The organism is Curtobacterium sp. MCBA15_008, assembly GCF_001865065.1.
Taxonomy (GTDB): Bacteria; Actinomycetota; Actinomycetes; order Actinomycetales; family Microbacteriaceae; genus Curtobacterium.
The window spans coordinates 27945-47064 of record NZ_MJGN01000024.1 but is presented as its reverse complement, the minus strand read 5'-3'; the positions used below and the strand labels follow the sequence as shown (position 1 = coordinate 47064).

Annotated in this window: 16 protein-coding genes; 5 read left to right on the top strand and 11 right to left on the bottom strand. The window is 71.4% G+C overall.

The features are described 5' to 3' along the window. Nucleotides 1-121: 121 nt before the first annotated feature. Complete coding sequence (locus BIU96_RS11775) at nt 122-523, bottom strand: DUF3040 domain-containing protein (RefSeq protein ID WP_071292804.1); 402 nt, start codon at nt 521-523, stop codon at nt 122-124. A gap of 84 nt (nt 524-607) precedes the next feature. On the opposite strand from BIU96_RS11775, the gene BIU96_RS11770 reads away from it, so the two are divergent. Continuing rightward, complete coding sequence (locus BIU96_RS11770) at nt 608-1726, top strand: polyprenyl synthetase family protein (protein WP_071292803.1); 1119 nt, start codon at nt 608-610, stop codon at nt 1724-1726. Between the two features lie 71 nt (nt 1727-1797). Here the strand turns inward: BIU96_RS11770 and BIU96_RS11765 are convergent, their stop codons facing one another. Continuing rightward, entirely contained in the window at nt 1798-2163 is a 366-nt protein-coding gene (locus tag BIU96_RS11765) for an Rv2175c family DNA-binding protein (RefSeq protein WP_071292802.1), read from the bottom strand. A gap of 164 nt (nt 2164-2327) precedes the next feature. Here BIU96_RS11765 and BIU96_RS11760 point away from each other — a divergent pair, with 164 nt between their 5' ends. Together BIU96_RS11760 and pknB are read left to right on the top strand one after the other, a co-directional pair. Next, the gene (locus tag BIU96_RS11760) at nt 2328-3587 is read left to right on the top strand and encodes a LysM peptidoglycan-binding domain-containing protein (protein WP_254786113.1); all 1260 of its coding nucleotides are present in this window, start codon (nt 2328-2330) and stop codon (nt 3585-3587) included. A 225-nt stretch (nt 3588-3812) separates the two neighbouring features. Next, nucleotides 3813-5837 (top strand): Stk1 family PASTA domain-containing Ser/Thr kinase, encoded by a 2025-nt coding sequence (gene pknB, locus BIU96_RS11755; protein ID WP_071292810.1) that lies wholly within the window; start codon nt 3813-3815, stop codon nt 5835-5837. A 365-nt stretch (nt 5838-6202) separates the two neighbouring features. On the opposite strand, the gene BIU96_RS11750 is transcribed toward pknB, so the two are convergent. The 3 genes from BIU96_RS11750 to BIU96_RS11740 all read right to left on the bottom strand — a co-directional run bounded on the left by BIU96_RS11750 (nt 6203) and on the right by BIU96_RS11740 (nt 9398). Further along, the gene (locus BIU96_RS11750) at nt 6203-7588 is read right to left on the bottom strand and encodes a class II 3-deoxy-7-phosphoheptulonate synthase (protein ID WP_071292801.1); all 1386 of its coding nucleotides are present in this window, start codon (nt 7586-7588) and stop codon (nt 6203-6205) included. A gap of 84 nt (nt 7589-7672) precedes the next feature. Then, nucleotides 7673-8413, bottom strand: coding sequence for a 1-acyl-sn-glycerol-3-phosphate acyltransferase (locus BIU96_RS11745; protein WP_071292800.1), 741 nt, complete (start codon nt 8411-8413; stop codon nt 7673-7675). Nucleotides 8414-8444: 31 nt separating this feature from the next. Next, nucleotides 8445-9398, bottom strand: a complete 954-nt coding sequence (locus tag BIU96_RS11740) for an ROK family glucokinase (RefSeq protein WP_071292809.1) — start codon at nt 9396-9398, stop codon at nt 8445-8447. Nucleotides 9399-9519: 121 nt separating this feature from the next. Between BIU96_RS11740 and BIU96_RS11735 the strand changes: the two genes are divergently transcribed. Continuing rightward, nucleotides 9520-11367 carry a long-chain fatty acid--CoA ligase gene (locus BIU96_RS11735; RefSeq protein ID WP_071292799.1) on the top strand — a complete coding sequence of 616 codons (1848 nt, stop codon included), beginning with the start codon at nt 9520-9522 and terminating at the stop codon, nt 11365-11367. A 127-nt stretch (nt 11368-11494) separates the two neighbouring features. On the opposite strand, the gene BIU96_RS20410 is transcribed toward BIU96_RS11735, so the two are convergent. From BIU96_RS20410 to BIU96_RS11725, 3 genes are all read right to left on the bottom strand, one after another. Next, nucleotides 11495-11626 (bottom strand): hypothetical protein, encoded by a 132-nt coding sequence (locus BIU96_RS20410; RefSeq protein WP_302847727.1) that lies wholly within the window; start codon nt 11624-11626, stop codon nt 11495-11497. A 219-nt stretch (nt 11627-11845) separates the two neighbouring features. Then, nucleotides 11846-12349 carry a peptide deformylase gene (locus BIU96_RS11730; protein WP_071292798.1) on the bottom strand — a complete coding sequence of 168 codons (504 nt, stop codon included), beginning with the start codon at nt 12347-12349 and terminating at the stop codon, nt 11846-11848. 1 nt (nt 12350) lies between these two features. After that, a complete protein-coding gene (locus BIU96_RS11725; protein ID WP_071292797.1) occupies nt 12351-15761 on the bottom strand; it encodes a pyruvate carboxylase in 3411 nt (1136 codons plus the stop codon). Nucleotides 15762-15821: 60 nt separating this feature from the next. Here BIU96_RS11725 and BIU96_RS11720 point away from each other — a divergent pair, with 60 nt between their 5' ends. Then, nucleotides 15822-16634, top strand: a complete 813-nt coding sequence (locus tag BIU96_RS11720; protein ID WP_031262009.1) for a ParA family protein — start codon at nt 15822-15824, stop codon at nt 16632-16634. A 403-nt stretch (nt 16635-17037) separates the two neighbouring features. Here the strand turns inward: BIU96_RS11720 and BIU96_RS11715 are convergent, their stop codons facing one another. The 3 genes from BIU96_RS11715 to BIU96_RS11705 form a co-directional block, all read right to left on the bottom strand. Continuing rightward, nucleotides 17038-17598 (bottom strand): MerR family transcriptional regulator, encoded by a 561-nt coding sequence (locus tag BIU96_RS11715; protein WP_071292796.1) that lies wholly within the window; start codon nt 17596-17598, stop codon nt 17038-17040. A gap of 181 nt (nt 17599-17779) precedes the next feature. Then, nucleotides 17780-18484 carry a MerR family transcriptional regulator gene (locus tag BIU96_RS11710; RefSeq protein WP_071292795.1) on the bottom strand — a complete coding sequence of 235 codons (705 nt, stop codon included), beginning with the start codon at nt 18482-18484 and terminating at the stop codon, nt 17780-17782. After that, a complete protein-coding gene (locus BIU96_RS11705) occupies nt 18484-18963 on the bottom strand; it encodes an FHA domain-containing protein (protein ID WP_071292794.1) in 480 nt (159 codons plus the stop codon). The genes BIU96_RS11710 and BIU96_RS11705 overlap by 1 nt, the downstream gene beginning before the upstream one ends. Between the last annotated feature and the right edge of the window lie 157 nt (nt 18964-19120).

Genomic DNA, 19120 nt, shown 5'->3' with positions numbered 1-19120 from the left:
CGTCCCGAGTGCGATCTCGGCGGGCGGGCGCCCGCCGGCCCCGGCCCGGGCCCGGGCCCGGGCGCACGAAAAACGGGGCCGGTCCCGAAGGACCGACCCCGTGGAGGAGTGTGGAGAGCGCCTAGCTCTGGTCGTTCCGCTTGTCCCAGCGGTCGTTCATGCGGTCCATGAAGGACCCACCGCCGGCACCACCGCCCGAACTCGGACGAGAGGCCCCACCGGACGCGGGACCGCCGGACCGAGGCGTCTTCGCCTTCGGTGCGCGCATCCCCGGTCGGAGGGCGAAGAGGACACCGGCGAGCATCACGACGAAGCCGAGGATGCCGATGAGCGGCTGGCGGAGGACCAACCCGACGATGACGATGGCGACGCCCGCGAGTGCACCGAGCACCCCGAGGGTGATCGACGTGTAGCTCGGACGACCCTGGCGGCGTGTGACGCGCGCCACGAAGTCGGAGTCGTTCTGGTAGAGGCTCCGCTCCATCTCTTCGAGGAGTCGCTGCTCTTGCTCCGAGAGTGGCATCTGTGTTCCCTCTTGTTCCTGGGATCGACGCGTGGTTGAGGTGGGTCGAGTCTACGACTCGACCACTCCACTAGGGTAGGGAGTGTGGCTGAGAGTACGCGATTAGTGGACCTCGTGTCGGCGCGCATCGATCGGGCGCTGGACGACCAACGTGAACGGCTCGCCGCCATCAGTCCGGACCTCGCTCCGTTCGACACCTACGCGCGCGACCTGCTCTCCGGCGGCAAGCGCTTCCGGGCGCTGTTCTGCTACTGGGGCTGGCAGTCCGTGGCCGGTCGGTCGGGCTCGTTCGACCCCCTCGCCGAGGGCTCCCGGCAGACCACGGCCGAGGCGATCGTCACGGTCGCGGCCGCGCTCGAGATCTTCCACGCCGCGGCGCTCGTCCACGACGACATCATGGACCGCTCGGACACCCGCCGCGGGCGTCCCGCTGCGCACCGCCGGTTCGAGTCCCTGCACGAGGAGTCCGGCTGGGTCGGCGACCGCGGCCTGTACGGCACGAACTCGGCCCTGCTGCTCGGCGATCTGCTGCTCTCCCTGAGCGACGCGGTCTTCGACGAGGGCCTCGCGCTCCTCGAACCCGCCCGCGGCCGGATCGTCCGCCAGGAGTTCCAAACCATGCGGCTCGACGTCACGGCGGGGCAGTACCTCGACGTGCACGAGGAGACCGCCTGGCCGTCCATCGACGAGGCCGAGCACCTCGTCCGGGCCCAGCGCGTCATCGTCTTCAAGTCGGCGAAGTACTCGGTCGAGGCTCCCCTGCTCATCGGCGCCCTCGTGGCCGGCGCGACCGAGGCGCAGCTCGAGGGGCTCCGCGCCTTCGGACTCCCCCTCGGCGTGGCCTACCAGCTCCGCGACGACATGCTCGGCGTGTTCGGCGACCCGGAGGTCACCGGCAAGCCCGCCGGCGACGACCTGCGGGAGGGCAAGCGCACCGTCCTCATCGCCTCCGCGCGGAAGACGCTCGCGAGCGGTCCGCGCCAGCTGCTCGACGAGCTGCTGGGCGACCCGGACCTCGACGAGGGCCAGGTGCAGATGCTCCGCGCGACCCTCACCGAGTCCGGTGCGGTGGCCGCGGTCGAGCGTTCGATCGACCGGCACGTGCAGCGCGCGAAGGCCGCCATCGAGGCGGCTCCGCTGACGCCGTCGGCGCGCGAGCAGCTCGTGGCGCTGGCCGACACGGTCAGCCGTCGCGTGGCGTAGACGCAACCGTTCACGGACTGGAGGCACGGTGCCAGCCGGCACCGTGCCTCCAGTCCGTCAGCAGGTCCGGTCTAGAGCAGCGACTGCGCCACGCGACGCACCTCGGCCTTGCGGCCGGCGCGCAGCGCGGCGACGGGCGAGGTACCGAGGGCGTCCTCGACGGAGAGCATCCAGCGGACGGCCTCGTCGTCGGTGAAGCCGTTGTCGCTCAGGACGGTGAGCGTGCCGCGCAGCTCGGGCATCGGCTCGCGCTCCTCGAGGAACTCGATCGGCACCCGGAGCACACCGCCGACGCGGGCGGCGAGGAGGGTCTTCTCCTCGAACAGGCGGTGGATCCGGCCGGGGCTGGTACTGAACAGGTCCACCAGCTCGGGGACGGTCAGCCAGCGCTCGGAGAGGGACAGGTCGTCGGCGGGTGCAGCACTCACAGGCCCCATGTTGCCAGAGCCGCGGGAGGACGCACACCGCCACGTTCGTCACATCGGTCACACGCGCAACATCTGACTCTCTGGTTGACTTGGGAATCGCGCCATGCCAGCGTTGCACCACCTGTGAGTGCGCACGCACGCGCACGGCTCACCGCAAGGGACAGGAGACACCCGTGGACAACGCTGCAGACGAAGACGCCCGGCGCGCACGATCCGCCCGGTTCGCCACCATGCCCATCGTCCTCGCGGGGACGATCGCGGTGACCGCCGGCCTCACCGGTCCGGTCGCCCACGCCGAGCCGCACCACGAGGACGACAGCGCCCACAAGCGCCACGTCGACCAGGGTGCCGTCGAGCGGACCGTCGCACAGCACGCGCTGGCCGACCGGAACGTCGGCAGCCGCGCGGTGTTCGGCACCGCCGTCGCCCACCCGTCGCAGACCACCGCCACGACCGTGGCCGCGACGTCGAAGGCCCCCACCACCTACACCGTGCGCCAGGGTGACACCGTGTCGGGCATCGCCGCCCGCTTCGGGCTCTCCGCGCAGGAGGTCCTGGTGCGCAACGGCCTCGGCTGGAACACGATCATCCACCCGGGCCAGACGCTGCACCTCGCGTCGACGCCCGCCGTCCGCGCCGCGTCGACGCGCTCGACGTCGAGCACGGGCAGCTACCACGTCAAGCAGGGCGACACCGTGTCGGGCATCGCGTCCCGTGTCGGCGTGTCCACCACGGCGCTCCTCAGCGCGAACAGGCTCTCGATGCGCTCGGTGATCTACCCCGGGCAGACGCTCCGGGTGCCGACCGCGGGCTCCGCCGCCGCACCTGCCCCGGCCGCTGCACCGTCAGCCTCCGGCGGAACGCGGGCGACGGCCTCGACCGCACGGGCCGGCAGCGTGAAGATCGGCGCCGGCGACACCATCGCCTCGATCGCCGCGGCGCACGGGGTGTCCGTGTCGTCGCTCCTGTCGGCGAACGGCCTCAGCTACACGAGCACGATCTACGCCGGCAAGACCCTCGTCCTGCCGTCGTCCGGACCCTCGCTCTCCGCGGAGCAGCGGGGCAACGCGGCCACGATCGTGTCCGTCGGCCGATCGCTCGGGGTGTCCGACCACGGGATCGTCGTCGCGCTGGCCGCGGCGATGCAGGAGTCGAGCCTCCGCAACCTGTCCCACGGCGACCGCGACTCGGTCGGGCTGTTCCAGCAGCGCCCGAGCCAGGGCTGGGGCTCCGCGGCGGCGCTGCAGGACCCGGCGACCGCGACGAAGCTGTTCTTCACGGGCAACCCGGGCAAGACCCGCGGGCTGCTCGACGTGGCCGGCTGGTCCTCGATGAACGTGACCGCCGCGGCGCAGGCCGTGCAGGTGTCCGCGTACCCGAAGGCGTACGCGCAGTGGGAGTCGACCGCGAAGAGCCTGCTGGCGTCGCTCTGAGCCCGACCGCCGCCGTGTGGCGGCTCGGCCGTCCCTCGTCTGCCCGACCGCTCGGCCGTCCCTCGTCTGCCCGACCGCTCGGCGGTCGCTCTCCTGCCTGGCCGCTCGGCGGTCGCTCTCCCGCCTGGCCGCTCGGCGGAACCGAGTCATCCGCAAGATCGAGATTCGGTCACGACCGGTGCGTCAGTGCGGGTCCGTGCAGTCCCGATTCGTAGAATGCCGCCGATGACCACCAACGCCGCCACGGATCCGATGATCGGTCGCATGATCGATCACCGGTACCGCGTACGCTCCCGCATCGCGCGCGGGGGCATGGCGACGGTGTACCTCGCGACCGACGTCCGACTCGAGCGACGCGTCGCGATCAAGATCATGCACGGGCACCTGGCGGACGACCAGGCGTTCCGGGAGCGCTTCATCCAAGAGGCCCGATCGGCGGCCCGGCTCTCCCACCCGAACCTCGTCGGCGTGTACGACCAGGGCGCCGAGGACGACACCGCCTACATCGTCATGGAGTACATCCCCGGCATCACGCTGCGGGACCTCCTGCAGGAGCACCACGCGCTCACGCCCGAGCAGGCGACCGACATCCTCCGCGCCGTCCTCGCCGGGCTCGCCTCGGCCCACCGCGCCGGCATCGTGCACCGCGACCTCAAGCCGGAGAACGTCCTGCTCGCCGACGACGGCCGGATCAAGCTCGGTGACTTCGGCCTCGCTCGCGCCACGACGGCGAACACCGCCACCGGTGCCGCCCTGCTCGGCACGATCGCGTACCTCTCCCCCGAGCTCGTCACCCGCGGCGCCGCCGACTCGCGCAGCGACATTTACGCGCTCGGCATCATGCTCTACGAGATGCTCACCGGCGAGCAGCCGTACAAGGGCGAGCAGCCGATGCAGATCGCCTACCAGCACGCCAACGACTCCGTGCCCGCGCCGAGCGCCGCGGTGCCAGGGGTGCCGTCCGAGCTCGACGACCTCGTCGCCTGGTCCACCGCCCGGAACCCCGACGACCGGCCGAGCGACGCCCGCGAGATGCTCGACCACATGGCGGGCAACCAGCAGCGCGCCACCGGGCAGTACCGCACCGCCGTGCTGCGCCCCGAGAACGCCACCGCGATCCTCCCGGCCGGCGGCACCGCGCCGTCGTCGGCGGACTCCGGCGACGACACCACGATCCTCGAGCCCGCGCAGCGCTCCTCGGGGCAGCAGCCGAACGGCCGCGGCAGCCGGAACGTCCCCGGTCCCCGTCGCACCGGCTCGCAGCCCGGAGCACTGTCGCCCGCGGGCCAGCGCCTCGCGGACAAGTCCGCCAAGCGCCGGAAGCGCGGCTGGATCGTCCTGGCGATCGTGCTCTTCCTGGCGATCGTGGGCGGCACGATCGGGTGGGCGCTCGGCCCGGGCCCGTGGGGCAACGTCCGCATCCCCGAGGTCGCCGGCAAGTCCGTCTCGCAGGCACGCCAGCTGCTCGAAGCGCAGGGACTGAGCACCGCGAAGGCCACCGCCACGCGCTTCGACGCGGTCGTCGCGAAGGGCCAGGTGTCGACCACGAAGCCCGCGGCGAAGCGCGAGGTCCGCAAGGGCACCGCGGTGCAGATCGTCGTGTCGAACGGTCCGAAGATGATCGCACTCCCCGCGATCGTCGGCCAGCCGCTCTCCACCGTCACCGCCGCGCTCGACGACGACTTCCAGCTGCAGGACGACCAGTACCAGTTCTCCGCCGACGCGGCGAAGGACACCGTCATCGCCGCGACGGGCCTCGGGACCGACGGTGCCACGATCGACCTCAGCAAGGCCGGCACCTACGGTGAGCGCGGCCCGGTCACGCTCACCGTGTCGCTCGGCCCGGTGCCCGACGTGGTCGGCGGGACCGTCGACGAGGCCACCAAGGCCTTCGACGCCGTCGGCCTGACCATCGGCGCCCAGGACGGGAAGTTCAGCGACGAGGTGCCCGAGGGCGAGATCCTCTCGGCGAAGCCGCAGGACTCCCCCGCGGTCAAGGGCACCGCGATCGACCTCGTCGTGTCGAAGGGCCCCGCGCCGATCACGCTGCCCGACGTGCACGGCAAGACCATCAACGAGGCGACCTCGACGCTCGACACGCTCGGCCTGAAGGTCGTCGTGCCCGACTGCACGAACATCCTCTGCGGCTTCTACGACTGGAAGTCGTCCCTGCCGGTGTCCTCCACTGACCCGGTGGCGGGCACGACGGTGCACCGCGGCGACACGATCACGCTGGCCTACGAGCAGTAGGCGCGTTCGCGCGGCGGGCCCGGGCCGGGTCCGCGAAAGCGACAGATCGCGCCGAAGCGCGCCGACAGTGCCGCCGAAGCGACAGTCGGCCGCGGAACCTTCCGGGCCATCTGTCGCTTTCGTGCGCTGGGCAGCGGGCGGCGGGCGGCGGAGCGCCGGGGCACGCGCGGTGCCCACGTGGCGGCCGGGAGGCGCGGTGCCAGGCCGCCACGCGCCTCCAGGCCCGCGGCGGTCGCATCCGGGGCGCCGAAGCGACAGTCTTGCGATCTCACGCGGGACACGGACGCCGAAGCGACAGATCCCCGCGGGATTCCCGCGGGGATCTGTCGCTTTCGCGAGGGGCGAGAGGCGAGGGCTGCGGCGCGCTACGCGCGCACGTACGGGTGCGCGCCGAGCTCCTCGGCAACGAGGAACGCCAACTCGAGCGACTGCATGTGGTTCAGCCGCGGGTCGCACAGGGACTCGTAGCGGGTCGCGAGGGTGGCCTCGTCGATCTGCTCCGACCCGCCCAGGCATTCCGTGACGTCGTCCCCGGTGAGCTCGACGTGCATGCCGCCGGGGTAGGTACCGACCTCGCGGTGGGCCTCGAAGAAGCCGAGGACCTCGTCCACGACGTCGTCGAAGCGGCGCGTCTTGTAGCCGGTCGGGGTGGTCAGACCGTTGCCGTGCATCGGGTCCGTCACCCACAGCGGGTTCGCGTCCATGCCCTTGATCGCCTCGAGCAGCTTGGGCAGCTCGTCGCGGATCTTGCCGGCGCCCATGCGGGTGATGAACGTCAGTCGGCCGGGCTCGCGGTTCGGGTCGAGCTTGTCGACCAGCGCCTTCATGTCGTCGACGCTCGTGGTCGGGCCGAGCTTCACGCCGATCGGGTTCCGCACGCGGGACAGGAAGTCGACGTGGGCGCCGTCGAGGTCGCGGGTGCGCTCCCCGATCCAGATGAAGTGCCCGGACGTGTCGTAGGCCATCCCGGAGCGGGAGTCGATGCGGGTCATCGGGCGCTCGTAGTCCATGAGCAGCCCCTCGTGCGAGGCGTAGAACTCGACGTGCTTCAGCTCGTCGAAGTCCGCACCGCAGGCGTCCATGAAGCGGATCGCGCGGTCGATCTCCTGCGCGAGGTGCTCGTAGCGGGCGTTCGCCGGGTTCGACGCGAAGCCCTTGTTCCACGAGTGCACCTGGCGCAGGTCGGCGAAGCCACCCTGCGTGAAGGCGCGGACCAGGTTCAGGGTCGACGCGGCCGTGTGGTAGCCCTGCACCAGGCGACGGGGGTCGGCCTGGCGGGACTCCGGCGTGAAGTCGTAGCCGTTCACGATGTCGCCGCGGTAGGCGGGCAGCGTGACGTCGCCGCGGGTCTCGAAGTCGCTCGAGCGCGGCTTGGCGAACTGCCCCGCCATGCGGCCCATCTTGATGACGGGCATCGAGGCGCCGTACGTCAGCACGACGGCCATCTGCAGGATCGTCTTCACGCGGTCGCGGATCGAGTCGGCGGTGGCGCCGGCGAAGGTCTCGGCGCAGTCACCGCCCTGCAGCAGGAACGCCTTGCCCTGCGCCGCGGCGGCGAGCCGGTCGCGGAGCTTGTCGACCTCGCCCGCGAACACGAGCGGGGGCAGCGTGGCGATCTCCGCCGAGGCGGCCTCGGCCGCGGCGGCGTCCGGCCACGTGGGCTGCTGCTTGATCGGGAGCGTCCGCCAGTAGTCGAGGCCCTCGATGACGTCCGGATCCTGCAGGGCGACGAAGTCGGTCGACTCGAACAAGGGCGTTACCTCGGTGTTCTGGTGGAGAAGGTCACGTGGACGGGTCCACGGGGCCGTGCCGGCGGATGCCAGGACCTTCGAATCCTAACGTGCCGAGGTACCGCGGCCATTCCGTGTGACCTTGCCCCGCATGACCTGCTCCCGCGCGGTGCTCGCACGCTCCTTGACGCTCGTCGCGTAGACGTCCATGTACTCCTGGCGGCTCAGCCCGGCGAGCTCGTGCATGACCTCGTCGGTGACGCTGCGCAGGATGAAGCGGTCGGTCTCGAAGCCCTCGAAGCGGGAGAAGTCGAGCGGCTTGCCGAACACGACGCCGACGCGCTTGAACTTCGGGATCCGCTGCCCGATCTGCTGGACCTCGCGGGTGCCGACCATGGCGACCGGGATCACCGTGACGCGGCCCTCGAGGATCATCCGCGCGATGCCGGTCCGGCCGCGGTAGAGCTTGCCGTCCGGGCTGCGCGTGCCCTCGGGGTAGATGCCGAGCTGCTCGCCGCGGGCCAGGACCTGCAGGCCGGCACGGAGCGAGGCCTCCGACGCCTTGCCGCCGGAGCGGTCGATCGGCAGCTGCCCGATGGCGTTGAAGAACGTCTTCGTCGCCCACCCCTTGAGGCCGCGACCGGTGAAGTAGTCGCTCTTCGCCAGGAAGGACACCCGGCGGTCGAGCACCGCGGGCAGGATCACCGAGTCGATGAAGGAGATGTGGTTCGACGCGAAGATCACCGGCCCCTTCGCGGGGACGTACTCGCGCCCGACCACCCACGGCCGGAACAGGGTGAGGATGAGCGGGCCGAGCAGGAAGTTCTTCAGCAGCCAGTAGGTCATCGTCGACTCCTAGACGGTGGGTGCGGCGACCCTACGCCGTGCGGGCGTGGATCCGGGCGAGGTCGGCCGCGCCGACAACGCCGGCGTCGTTGACGAGCTCGGCGATCACGAAGTCCGGCTCCGGGTGGTAGCCGCGGGCCGGCAGGTTGCTGAGGTACGCCTGCTTGATCGGGTCGAGCAGCCGGTCCCCCGCGCTCGCGACGCCGCCGCCGAACACGAAGAGCTGCGGGTCGAGCACCGCCGAGAGCGAGGCGCAGGCCTCGCCGAGGTGCCGGCCGAGTCGCCGGAGCGCCGCGAGGGCACCCGGGTCGTCGGCGAGGATGAGGTCGCCGACGATGTGGCCGTCGAGCTCGCCGCCGTTCGCCGCGCGGGCGTCCGCGAGTGCCTGGCCGATCCCGCCGGCGTCCGCGACGTCGTTCGCCATCCGCTGCAGCGCGCGGCCGGAGCCGTACTGCTCGATGCAGCCGCGTGCGCCGCAGCCGCACGGCAGACCGTTCGGGACGATGCGGAGGTGCCCGATCTCGCCGCCGGTGCCGAAGCCGCCGCGGAAGAGCCGGTCCTCGGTGACGATCGCGCCACCGACGCCGGTGCCGATCGTCAGCATGGTCATGTCGGACACGAGCCGACCGGCACCGAAGCGGAACTCCGCCCAGCCCGCCGCGTTGGCGTCGTTGTCGACCGTGATGTGCAGGTCACCGATGCGCTGCTGGAGCTTCTGGCGCAGCGGTTCGTTCCGCCACCGGATGTTCGGCGTGTAGTAGACGATCGACTGCGAGGCGTCGATGAAGCCCGGGGCGGCGACGCCGACGGCGCGCACGTCGTGGGCGGCGCGCAGTCGCGAGACCATCGCGACCACGTCGTCGAGCATGGCGTCCGGGTCCGCAGCGTTGGTGGCCACCCGGTCCTCGGCGAGGATCTCGCCCAGTTCCGTGACGACCGCACCCGCGATCTTGGTGCCCCCGATGTCGATTCCGATGGCATGCACGAGCATCGAGCCTACCGGTTCCGCACGGCCACACGGAACGCACGGCCGTTCGCCCTATGCTGGCGGTGTCACCTCGACGATGAGGCGACCTCGAATCGAACCGGCCGACAAGGGAGTCACCGTGAACGATCAGCGGCACCCAACCCCGATCACCGCACCCGACCACGGCTCAGCCGCGCGACTGCTCTCCGACCGGGCGCGGAAGACACCGGACCGTCCGATCCTGGCCCAGCGCCACGGCGACACCTGGACACCGATCACCGCCGCCGAGACCCTCGCACGGGTCCGCGGCATCGCGAAGGGCTTCGTCGCCGCCGGGCTCGAACCCGGGGCGCACATCGCGATCCTGTCCCGCACCCGCCTCGAGTGGACGCTCGTCGACTTCGCGGTCTGGACCGCCGGGCTCGTGTCGATCCCGGTCTACGAGACCAGCTCCCCCGACCAGGTCCGGTACATCCTGTCCGACTCTGAGGCCGTGGCGATCGTCGTCGAACAAGAGGAGCACGCGCGCCGTGTGGCCTCCATCGCGCCCGACCTGCCGCACCTCGGGCAGCACTGGACGATCGACGGCGGCGGGCTCGACGACCTCATCCGGCTCGGCGAGGACGTCACCGACGACGAACTCGCCGCCCGCACCGCCGACGTGCACGGCCACGACGACGCGACGATCATCTACACCTCTGGCACGACCGGCCGGCCGAAGGGCTGCGTGCTCCGGCACGACAACTTCACCGCGACGGTCGAGGGCGCGTCCGAGGCCATGCCCGAGGTCGTCGCCGACGGCGCCTCCACGCTCCTCTTCATCCCGATGGCCCACGTGTTCGCCCGCTTCATCGCGGCGATGAGCGTCTCCGCCGGCGTCCTGGTCGGCCACGAGCCGGACACCAAGGACCTCATGCGTGCGGTGTCCACCTTCAAGCCGTCCTTCCTGCTCGCCGTGCCGCGCGTCTTCGAGAAGATCTACAACTCGGCGGAGCAGAAGGCGGACCTCGGCGGCAAGGGCAGGATCTTCCGAGCCGCCGCCCGCACCGCCGTCGCACACTCCGAAGCGCTGGCCACGGGGAAGGTGCCGTTCGGCCTCGCGCTGCGGTTCCGGCTGTTCGACAAGCTCGTCTACGCGAAGCTCCGCGACGCGCTCGGCGGCAACGTCCGCTACGCCATCAGCGGTTCGGCGCCGCTCTCCCCGCGGCTCTCGCACTTCTTCCGCTCGATCGGCGTCCTCATCCTCGAGGGCTACGGCCTCACCGAGACGACGGCCCCGGCGACGGTCAACCGCGCCGGCGAGCTGCGGATCGGCAGCGTCGGCCGGGCGCTCCCTGGCATCGAGATCCGGATCGCCGACGACGGCGAGATCCTCATCCGCGGCGTGGACGTCTTCGACCGGTACTGGCGGAACGACGAGGCGACCGGCAAGGCCCTCGTCGACGGCTGGTTCCGCACCGGCGACCTCGGCCGGCTCGACGGCGACGGCATCCTCACCGTCACCGGTCGCGCCAAGGAGCTCATCGTCACCGCCAGCGGCAAGAACGTCGCTCCGGCGCCCCTCGAGGACGGCATCCGCGAGCACCCCGTCATCGGCCAGGTGGTCGTCGTCGGCGAGGGCAAGCCGTTCGTCGCTGCTCTCGTCACGCTCGACCGCGAGATGCTGCCCGGCTGGTGCGAGGCGCGCGGCATCACCCCGGCGCTCTCCCCCCGCGAGGCCGCCTACGACGAGCGGGTGCACGAGGCCGTGCAGGAGGCGATCGACGCCGCGAATCAGCGCGTCTCACGCGCCGAGTCGGTGCGGTCGTTCACCATCCTCGACACCGAGCTCACGGAGGCGTCCGGTCACCTCACGCCGAAGCTCACGATCAAGCGACCGGTCGTCATGAAGGACTTCGCCGCCGACGTCGAGCACATCTACTCCGGCTCGAAGGTGCAGACCACGGCCACCCCCGTGGTCGAGACCCGACGGCGCAACCGAGCGTAGGCCCGAGACGCGACGCACTGGAGGCCCGGTGCCGGTCCGTGGGACCGGCACCGGGCCTCCAGTGCATTGCGTCTGCGCGCAGGGCGCGACCCGCTGTCGGGTCCGCACCGTGGCGTGCGCCGTGCGCTCAGGCCTCCGCGGACTGCTCCGTCTGCGGGGCGTCGAGCACGGCGACCGAGGCGGTCACGACGGGCGCTTCGGCGGGACGACGGTTGGTGCGGGTGCGGTGCGAGCTGAGCTCGTCGTTCTGACTGGTCATGCGGGGATCCTGGGGAGGTGGGGGTGCCTGTGGGAGGGTGCCAGTGGGAGGCCGACAGGAGCACGGTACCTCCTTGTCAGGACGAAGCGACAATCCCACGAAGGGGTGTCACAGCGGGGTTCACGGCACGCGAACGGAACTGTGTTCGTGCACAGGCCCGGGGCCGTTTGGACGGGCGACGGGCCCGGGCTGTGTGGACGGGCGCCGTCGGTCCGGCGTCTAGTGGAACCAGTCCTGTTCGCGGATGTCGCGGAGCGCCTGGCGACGCACCTCCGGGTCGAGCGTCATGACGTACACCGTGCCGTCGAGGTGGTCGACCTCGTGCTGCAGGGCCTCCGCCATCAGGCCGGTGCCCTCGAGCACGACCTCGGCGCCGTCGACGTCCACGCCGCGCACCTTCGCGAAGGGGTGGCGGCGGGTCGGGTACGCCAGACCGGGGACCGAGAGACAGCCCTCGTCCATGAGTTCCGGCTCCCCCGAGACCTCGACGATCTCGGGGTTGATGACGTAGCCGACCGCACCGTCGACGTTGTAGGAGAACGCGCGGAGTCCGACCCCGATCTGGGGTGCGGCCACACCGGCGCGGCCGGGCTCCTTGACGGTGTCGAGCAGGTCCTGCACGAGGTCACGGATCCCGGGGGTCCCGAGGGCTTCGGGTCGGACCGGGTCGGCGGGCGAGCGGAGGACGGGATCGCCGAACAGGCGGATGGGACGGACGGTCACGTTACTGCAGCACCACCAGGAGGTCTCCGGCGTCCACCTGCTGGGTCACCGGGATCGCGAGACGGCCGACGGTGCCCGCGACGGGTGCCGTGATGGCCGCTTCCATCTTCATCGCCTCGATGCTCGCCACGGCCTGCCCGGCCTCGACGACGTCACCGACGGCGACCTTGAGCGTCACGACACCGGAGAACGGCGCCGGGACGTGCTTCGGGTCGGACTTGTCCGCGCGCTCGGCGGCCTTCGTCTCGACCTCGACCGACCGGTCACGGACGGAGACCGGGCGGAGCTGCCCGTTCATCGTCGCCATGACGGTGCGGATGCCCTTGTCGTCCACCTCGCCGATCGCCTCGAGCCCGACGAACAGGTTCACGCCCTTGCCGAGCGGCACGGTGTGCTCCTGCCCGGGACGCAGACCGTACAGGTAGTCGACGGTCGGGACGACCGACAGGTCGCCGTACTGCTCGCGGACGGCCTCGAACTGCTGCGTCGGCTGCGGGAAGAGCAGACGGTTGAGGGCGTGCTGCCGTTCCGGGCCCGTCTTCGTGAGGTTTGCCCGCTCGTCGTCGGGGACGGCCGTGATGGTCGGGGTGGTGTTCCGCCCCTCGAGCACCTTCGACCGGAAGGGCTCGGGCCAGCCGCCGGGCAGGTCGCCGAGCTCGCCGGCCATGAAACCGACGACGGAGTCCGGGATGTCGTACTTCTGCGGGTTCTGCTCGAAGTCGACCGGGTCGGCGTCGACGGCGGCGAGCTGCAGCGCGAGATCGCCGACGACCTTCGAGGACGGCGTGACCTTGGTCGGACGGCCGAGGATCCGGTTCGCTGCGGCGTACCAGTCCTCGACCTGCTCGAAGCGGTCGCCGAGGCCGAGCGAGATCGCCTGCTGGCGGAGGTTCGACAGCTGTCCGCCCGGGATCTCGTGCTGGTACACCCGACCGGTCGGACCCGGAAGGCCGGACTCGAACGGGGCGTAGGCGCGGCGCACGGCCTCCCAGTAGGGCTCGAGGTCGCCGCAGGCGGTCAGCGAGAGACCGGTGTCACGCTCGGTGTGCGCCAGGGCGGCGACGAGGGCGGACATGCTCGGCTGGCTCGTCGTGCCGGCCATCGGTGCGGCCGCGACGTCCACCGCGTCGGCACCGGCACGCGCGGCGGCCAGCAAGGTCGCGAGCTGCCCGCCGGCGGTGTCGTGGGTGTGCACGTGGACCGGCTGGTCGAACCGCTCGCGGAGCGCGGCGACGAGCCGCTCGGCCGCGCCGGCACGGAGGAGCCCGGCCATGTCCTTGATGCCGATGACGTGGGCGCCGGCCTCGACCATCTGCTCGGCCAGGCGGAGGTAGTAGTCGAGCGTGTAGAGGTCCTCTGCCGGGTCGAGCAGGTCGGCGGTGTAGCAGATCGCGCCCTCGGCGACGGCGGTGCCGGTCGCGAGCACGGCCTCGAGCGCGGGACGGAGCTGGCTGACGTCGTTGAGGGCGTCGAACACGCGGAACACGTCGACCCCGCTCCGCGCCGCCTCGTCGACGAAGGCGTCGGTGACCTCGGTCGGGTACGGCGTGTACCCGACGGTGTTCCGGCCACGCAGGAGCATCTGGATCGGGATGTTCGGCATCGCCTCGCGCAGGGACGCCAGGCGCTCCCACGGGTCCTCGCCGAGGAAGCGGAGGGCGACGTCGTACGTCGCGCCACCCCAGGCCTCCGCGCTGAGCAGCTGCGGCGTGAGCCGGGCGACGTACGGGGCGACGGCGACGAGGTCCTTCGTCCGGACCCGGGTCGCGAGGAGCGACTGGTGGGCGTCGCGCATCGTCGTCTCGGTGACGGCGAGGGGGGTCTGGGCGCGGAGGGCTCGTGCCCACGCCGCCGGTCCGACCTCGCGCAGCAGGTCGCGCTGCCCGGACGGCACCGGAGTGGTCAGGTCGATCGCCGGGAGCTTCTCGCTCGGCTCGACCGTCTGCGGGCGTCGCTCGCCGTTCGGCTTGTTCACCGTGACGTCGGCGAGCCAGTTGAGCACCTTCGTGCCGCGGTCCTTCGAGACGTGGCCGCTGAACAGCTGCGGACGCTCCTCGATGAACTTCGTCGACACGTCGCCGCGGGCGAAGTCGGGGTCCTCGAGGACGGCCTGCAGGAACGGGATGTTCGTCGACACGCCCCGGATGCGGAACTCGGCGAGGGCGCGCTTCGCCCGGGCGACCGCCGCCGGGAAGTCCCGCCCGCGGCAGGTCATCTTCGCGAGCATCGAGTCGAAGTGCGGGCTGATCTGGGCGCCGGTGGCGACCGTGCCGCCGTCGAGCCGGACGCCCGCGCCGCCGGGGCTGCGGTAGGTGGTGATGCGCCCGGTGTCCGGACGGAAGCCCTGCGTCGGGTCCTCGGTCGTGATGCGGGTCTGCAGCGCGGCGCCGTGCACCCGGACGGCGTCCTGCGTCAGGCCGAGCTCGGCGAGGGTCTGCCCCGCGGCGATGCGCATCTGCGACTGCACCAGGTCGACGTCCGTGACCTCTTCGGTGACGGTGTGCTCGACCTGGATGCGCGGGTTCATCTCGATGAAGACGTGCTGGCCCTCACGCTCGCCCTCGGTGTCGAGGAGGAACTCGACCGTGCCGGCGTTCACGTAGCCGATCGACCGGGCGAAGGCGACGGCGTCGCGGTGCAGCGCCTGCGCGATCGCGGGGTCGAGGTTCGGCGCCGGCGCGATCTCGACGACCTTCTGGTTGCGCCGCTGCACCGAGCAGTCCCGCTCGAACAGGTGGATCGTGCCCGCGTCGGTGCCGGTGGCGTCGGCGAGGATCTGCACCTCGATGTGCCGCGGACGGATGACGGCCTGCTCGAGGAACATCGTCGGGTCGCCGAACGCGCTGTCGGCTTCGCGCATCGCCTCTTCGAGGGCCGCGCGCAGCTCGGGCTTCGTCTCGACACGGCGCATGCCACGCCCGCCACCACCGGCGACGGCCTTCGCGAACACCGGAAACCCGATAGCATCGGCGCCGTCGATGAGCTCGTCGATGTCGCGACTCGCCGGGGTGCTCGCGAGGACCGGCACGCCGGCCGCGATCGCGTGCTCCTTCGCGGTGACCTTGTTGCCCGCCATCTCGAGCACGTGCTCGCCGGGGCCGATGAACGTGATGCCCGCTGCGGCGGCCGCGGCGGCGAGTTCCGGGTTCTCGGACAGGAATCCGTACCCCGGGTAGATCGCGTCGGCACCGGACTCCTGCGCCACGCGCACGATCTCGGAGACATCGAGGTACGCCCGGACCGGGTGGCCTCGCTCCCCGATCAGGTACGCCTCGTCCGCCTTCAGACGGTGCAGCGAGTTCCGGTCCTCGTAGGGGTAGACGGCCACGGTGCGGGCACCGAGTTCGTACGCCGCGCGGAATGCGCGGATCGCGATCTCGCCACGATTGGCGACCAGGATCTTGCTGAACACGAGGTCCCTTTCAGCCCGGGTTGAGGTGAGACAACCCTAGTGGCGGTAACGTTGCTCACCGTGCATGTACTCAGCGTGAGCTCCCTCAAGGGTGGTGTCGGCAAGACGACGGTGACGCTCGGCCTGACTTCGGCCGCGTTCGCCAAGGGACTGCGCACGCTGGTGGTGGATCTCGACCCGCAGTCGGACGTCTCGACGGGGCTCGACATCAACATCTCCGGACACCTCAACGTCGCCGACGTCCTCGAGAACCCGAAGGAGAAGATCGTCCGCCAGGCGATCGCCCCGTCCGGCTGGACGAAGGGCTCCCAGGGGAAGATCGACGTCATGGTCGGCTCCCCCTCGGCGATCAACTTCGACGGGCCGCACCCGTCCATCCGCGACATCTGGAAGCTCGAAGAGGCCCTGGCCAACGTCGAGCAGGACTACGAGCTCGTCCTCATCGACTGTGCTCCGTCGCTCAACGCCCTCACCCGCACCGCGTGGGCCGCATCGGACCGCGTGACCGTCGTCACCGAGCCGGGGCTGTTCTCCGTGGCCGCCGCCGACCGCGCCCTCCGCGCGATCGAGGAGATCCGCCGCGGTCTCTCCCCCCGCCTGCAGCCCCTCGGCATCATCGTGAACCGTGCTCGCGTGCAGTCCCTCGAGCACCAGTTCCGCATCAAGGAGCTCCGGGACATGTTCGGCCCGCTCGTGCTCTCCCCGCAGCTGCCCGAGCGCACGTCGCTGCAGCAGGCGCAGGGTGCGGCGAAGCCCCTGCACGTGTGGCCTGGCGAGTCCGCGCAGGAGATGGCGCGCAACTTCGACCAGCTGCTCGAGCGCATCATGCGCACGGGCAAGATCGGCCCCTACGCCGAGGGCGGCGCGGCCTAGGCGCTCCGCGCGCTCGCGCTCGGCGCGCTCGGCGCGCTCCGCGCGCTCGGCGCGCCGCGCGTCTGGTCGAGATCGCACTTCCGCGCGCTCGCCCCGGCGTCCTACGCGCCGAACTGCGATCTCACCGGTGCCAGCACGCGTCGACGCCGCGCGGCACGCGCCGGGCGGCGAGATCGCAGTTCGGCGCACGGCCGCGCGCGGTCGGCGCCCGAAAGTGCGATCTCACCGGGCAAGCGCGCGCCGGCGGCGCCAGCGGCGCCAGGCAGCGCCAGGCAGCGGCTCCGGCTCCGCACGTCTCGGCGAGATCGCACTTCGGCGCGCGGCCGTGTGCGGTCGGTGCCCGAGAGTGCGACTTCAGCGCGAGCGGAGCGCGCGGCGAGCGGAGCGCGCGGCGTGCGGCGCCCTACGAAGCGCGGGACGCCCGGCGCGCGGCCAGCTCGTCGTCGGGGTCGGCCGCCGGGGTGGCGTCGAGTTCGACGAGCGAGCTCTCGACCTCGCGCAGGACCTTGCCCACCGCGATGCCGAAGACACCCTGGCCGCGGGACACCAGGTCGATGACCTCGTCGTCGGAGGTGCACAGGTACACCGAGGCACCGTCGGACATCAGCGTCGTCTGGGCGAGGTCGGACACGCCCGACTCGCGGAGCTGGTTCACCGCGGTGCGGATCTGCTGGAGCGAGATGCCGGTGTCGAGGAGTCGCTTCACGAGCTTGAGCACGAGGATGTCGCGGAAGCCGTAGAGCCGCTGCGACCCGGAGCCGGCGGCCCCGCGGATCGTGGGCTCGACGAGTTCGGTGCGGGCCCAGTAGTCGAGCTGGCGGTACGAGATGCCGGCGGCCTTGGCAGCGACGGTGCCGCGGTAGCCGTTCTGCTCGTCGTGCTCGGGCAGACCGTCGGTGAAGAGCAACCCGAGGTCGTACCGCGTCATGTCTGACGGGGTACCGGGGGTTTCGTTCCCACTCATTGGACTGCCTTCCAGGACGATCGAGCCCTCTCCCGAAGCTTCAACGACGGGTTGAGAGTTGTGCCGAGGTCCACGGTAGCGACTTCGACGCCCCCGACGCGGGACATCCGACTCGGCGCGTCCGGCGTGTCGAGGATACGCCCGAGGACCGACAGCCCACCAGCCCGCAGGACGACGGAAGTCATGCGTCGAGACGCCCGATCGCCGTCCGGATGAGGTTCGAGCGGATCACCTCGAGGTGGCCCGCGATCTCACGCGCCAGCTCGGTCGCCTTCGCCCGCGAGGTCGCGTCGCCGCGCCGGGAGACCGGCATGAGCGCCGACTCGATGAGGCCGACCTCGCGCTCGGCGACGCTCCGCATCGTGCGGAGGTGCCGCGGCTCGATGCCGGTGCGCTGCAGTTCGACGAGGGCTTTCAACACCGTCACGCCGTCCTCGCCGTAGGTGTCGGCGGCGGGCAGGAGCGAGGCGGACACCGCGTCGGCGAGGAGCATCGGGGTCGCGCCCGCCGCCCGCACGGTCTCGTCGCGGGTGTAGCGGCGCTCACGCCCGAGGATCGACGGCTTCGGGGCGTCCCCTCCGCCGGGCAGCACGGGATCGCGGCCGGCGTCGAGGTCGGCGAGGTAGTCCTTGATGACCTTGAGCGGCAGGTAGTGGTCACGCTGCAGCCCGAGGACCACGCGGAGCCGCTCGAGGTCGGCGGCGGAGAACTTCCGGTAGCCGCTCGCGGTGCGGATCGGGGTGACCAGCTCGCGCTCCTCGAGGAAGCGCAGCTTGGAACTCGACAGGTCCGGGAACTCGGGCTTGAGGCGTGCGAGGACCTGCCCGATGGTGAGCAGGTCCGGAACCGCGGCCCCCGCCCGGGCCGCGGCGGACCGTGCGGCCACTACGCGTTCGCCAGGCGCGCCAGGTCGACCCGCGACGCGTAGAAGGTCAGGCGGAACTTGCCGACCTGCACCTCGGACCCGTCGGTGAGCAGTGCTTCGTCGATGCGGGCGCCGTCGAAGTAGGTGCCGTTGAGCGACCCGTTGTCCTTGACGGTGAAGCTGGTGCCGTGACGGAGGAACTGCGCGTGCTTGCGCGACACGGTGACGTCGTCGAGGAAGATGTCGGCGTCGGGGTGTCGACCGGCCGTCGTGACGTCCGAGTCGAGCAGGAAGCGAGCACCGACGTTCGGACCACGACGGACCACGAGCAACGCGGAACCCGAGGGCAGGGCGTTGACCGCCTCACGCTCTTCCGCCGAGACACCGGACTCGGCCGTCAGGGCCGCTCCCATGTCCATGCTGAAGGTCAGTGTGGTGTCGACCAGCCGCTGCTCAGGGGTCTTCTGACCGTCCGGCTGCGGGACCACTGGTTCTGGCATCGTGGACCTCCTCCTCTTGGCGCACCAGCGTATCGGAAACGAGTGACTCCGCGGGAGCCCCGAACGGGGTTGGGGACGAGAACGGAGCACGCGCACAGCGAACGTACCGAAAACGCGGCGGAGGCGGACGGGAGGCGCGGTGCCAGCTGGCACCGCG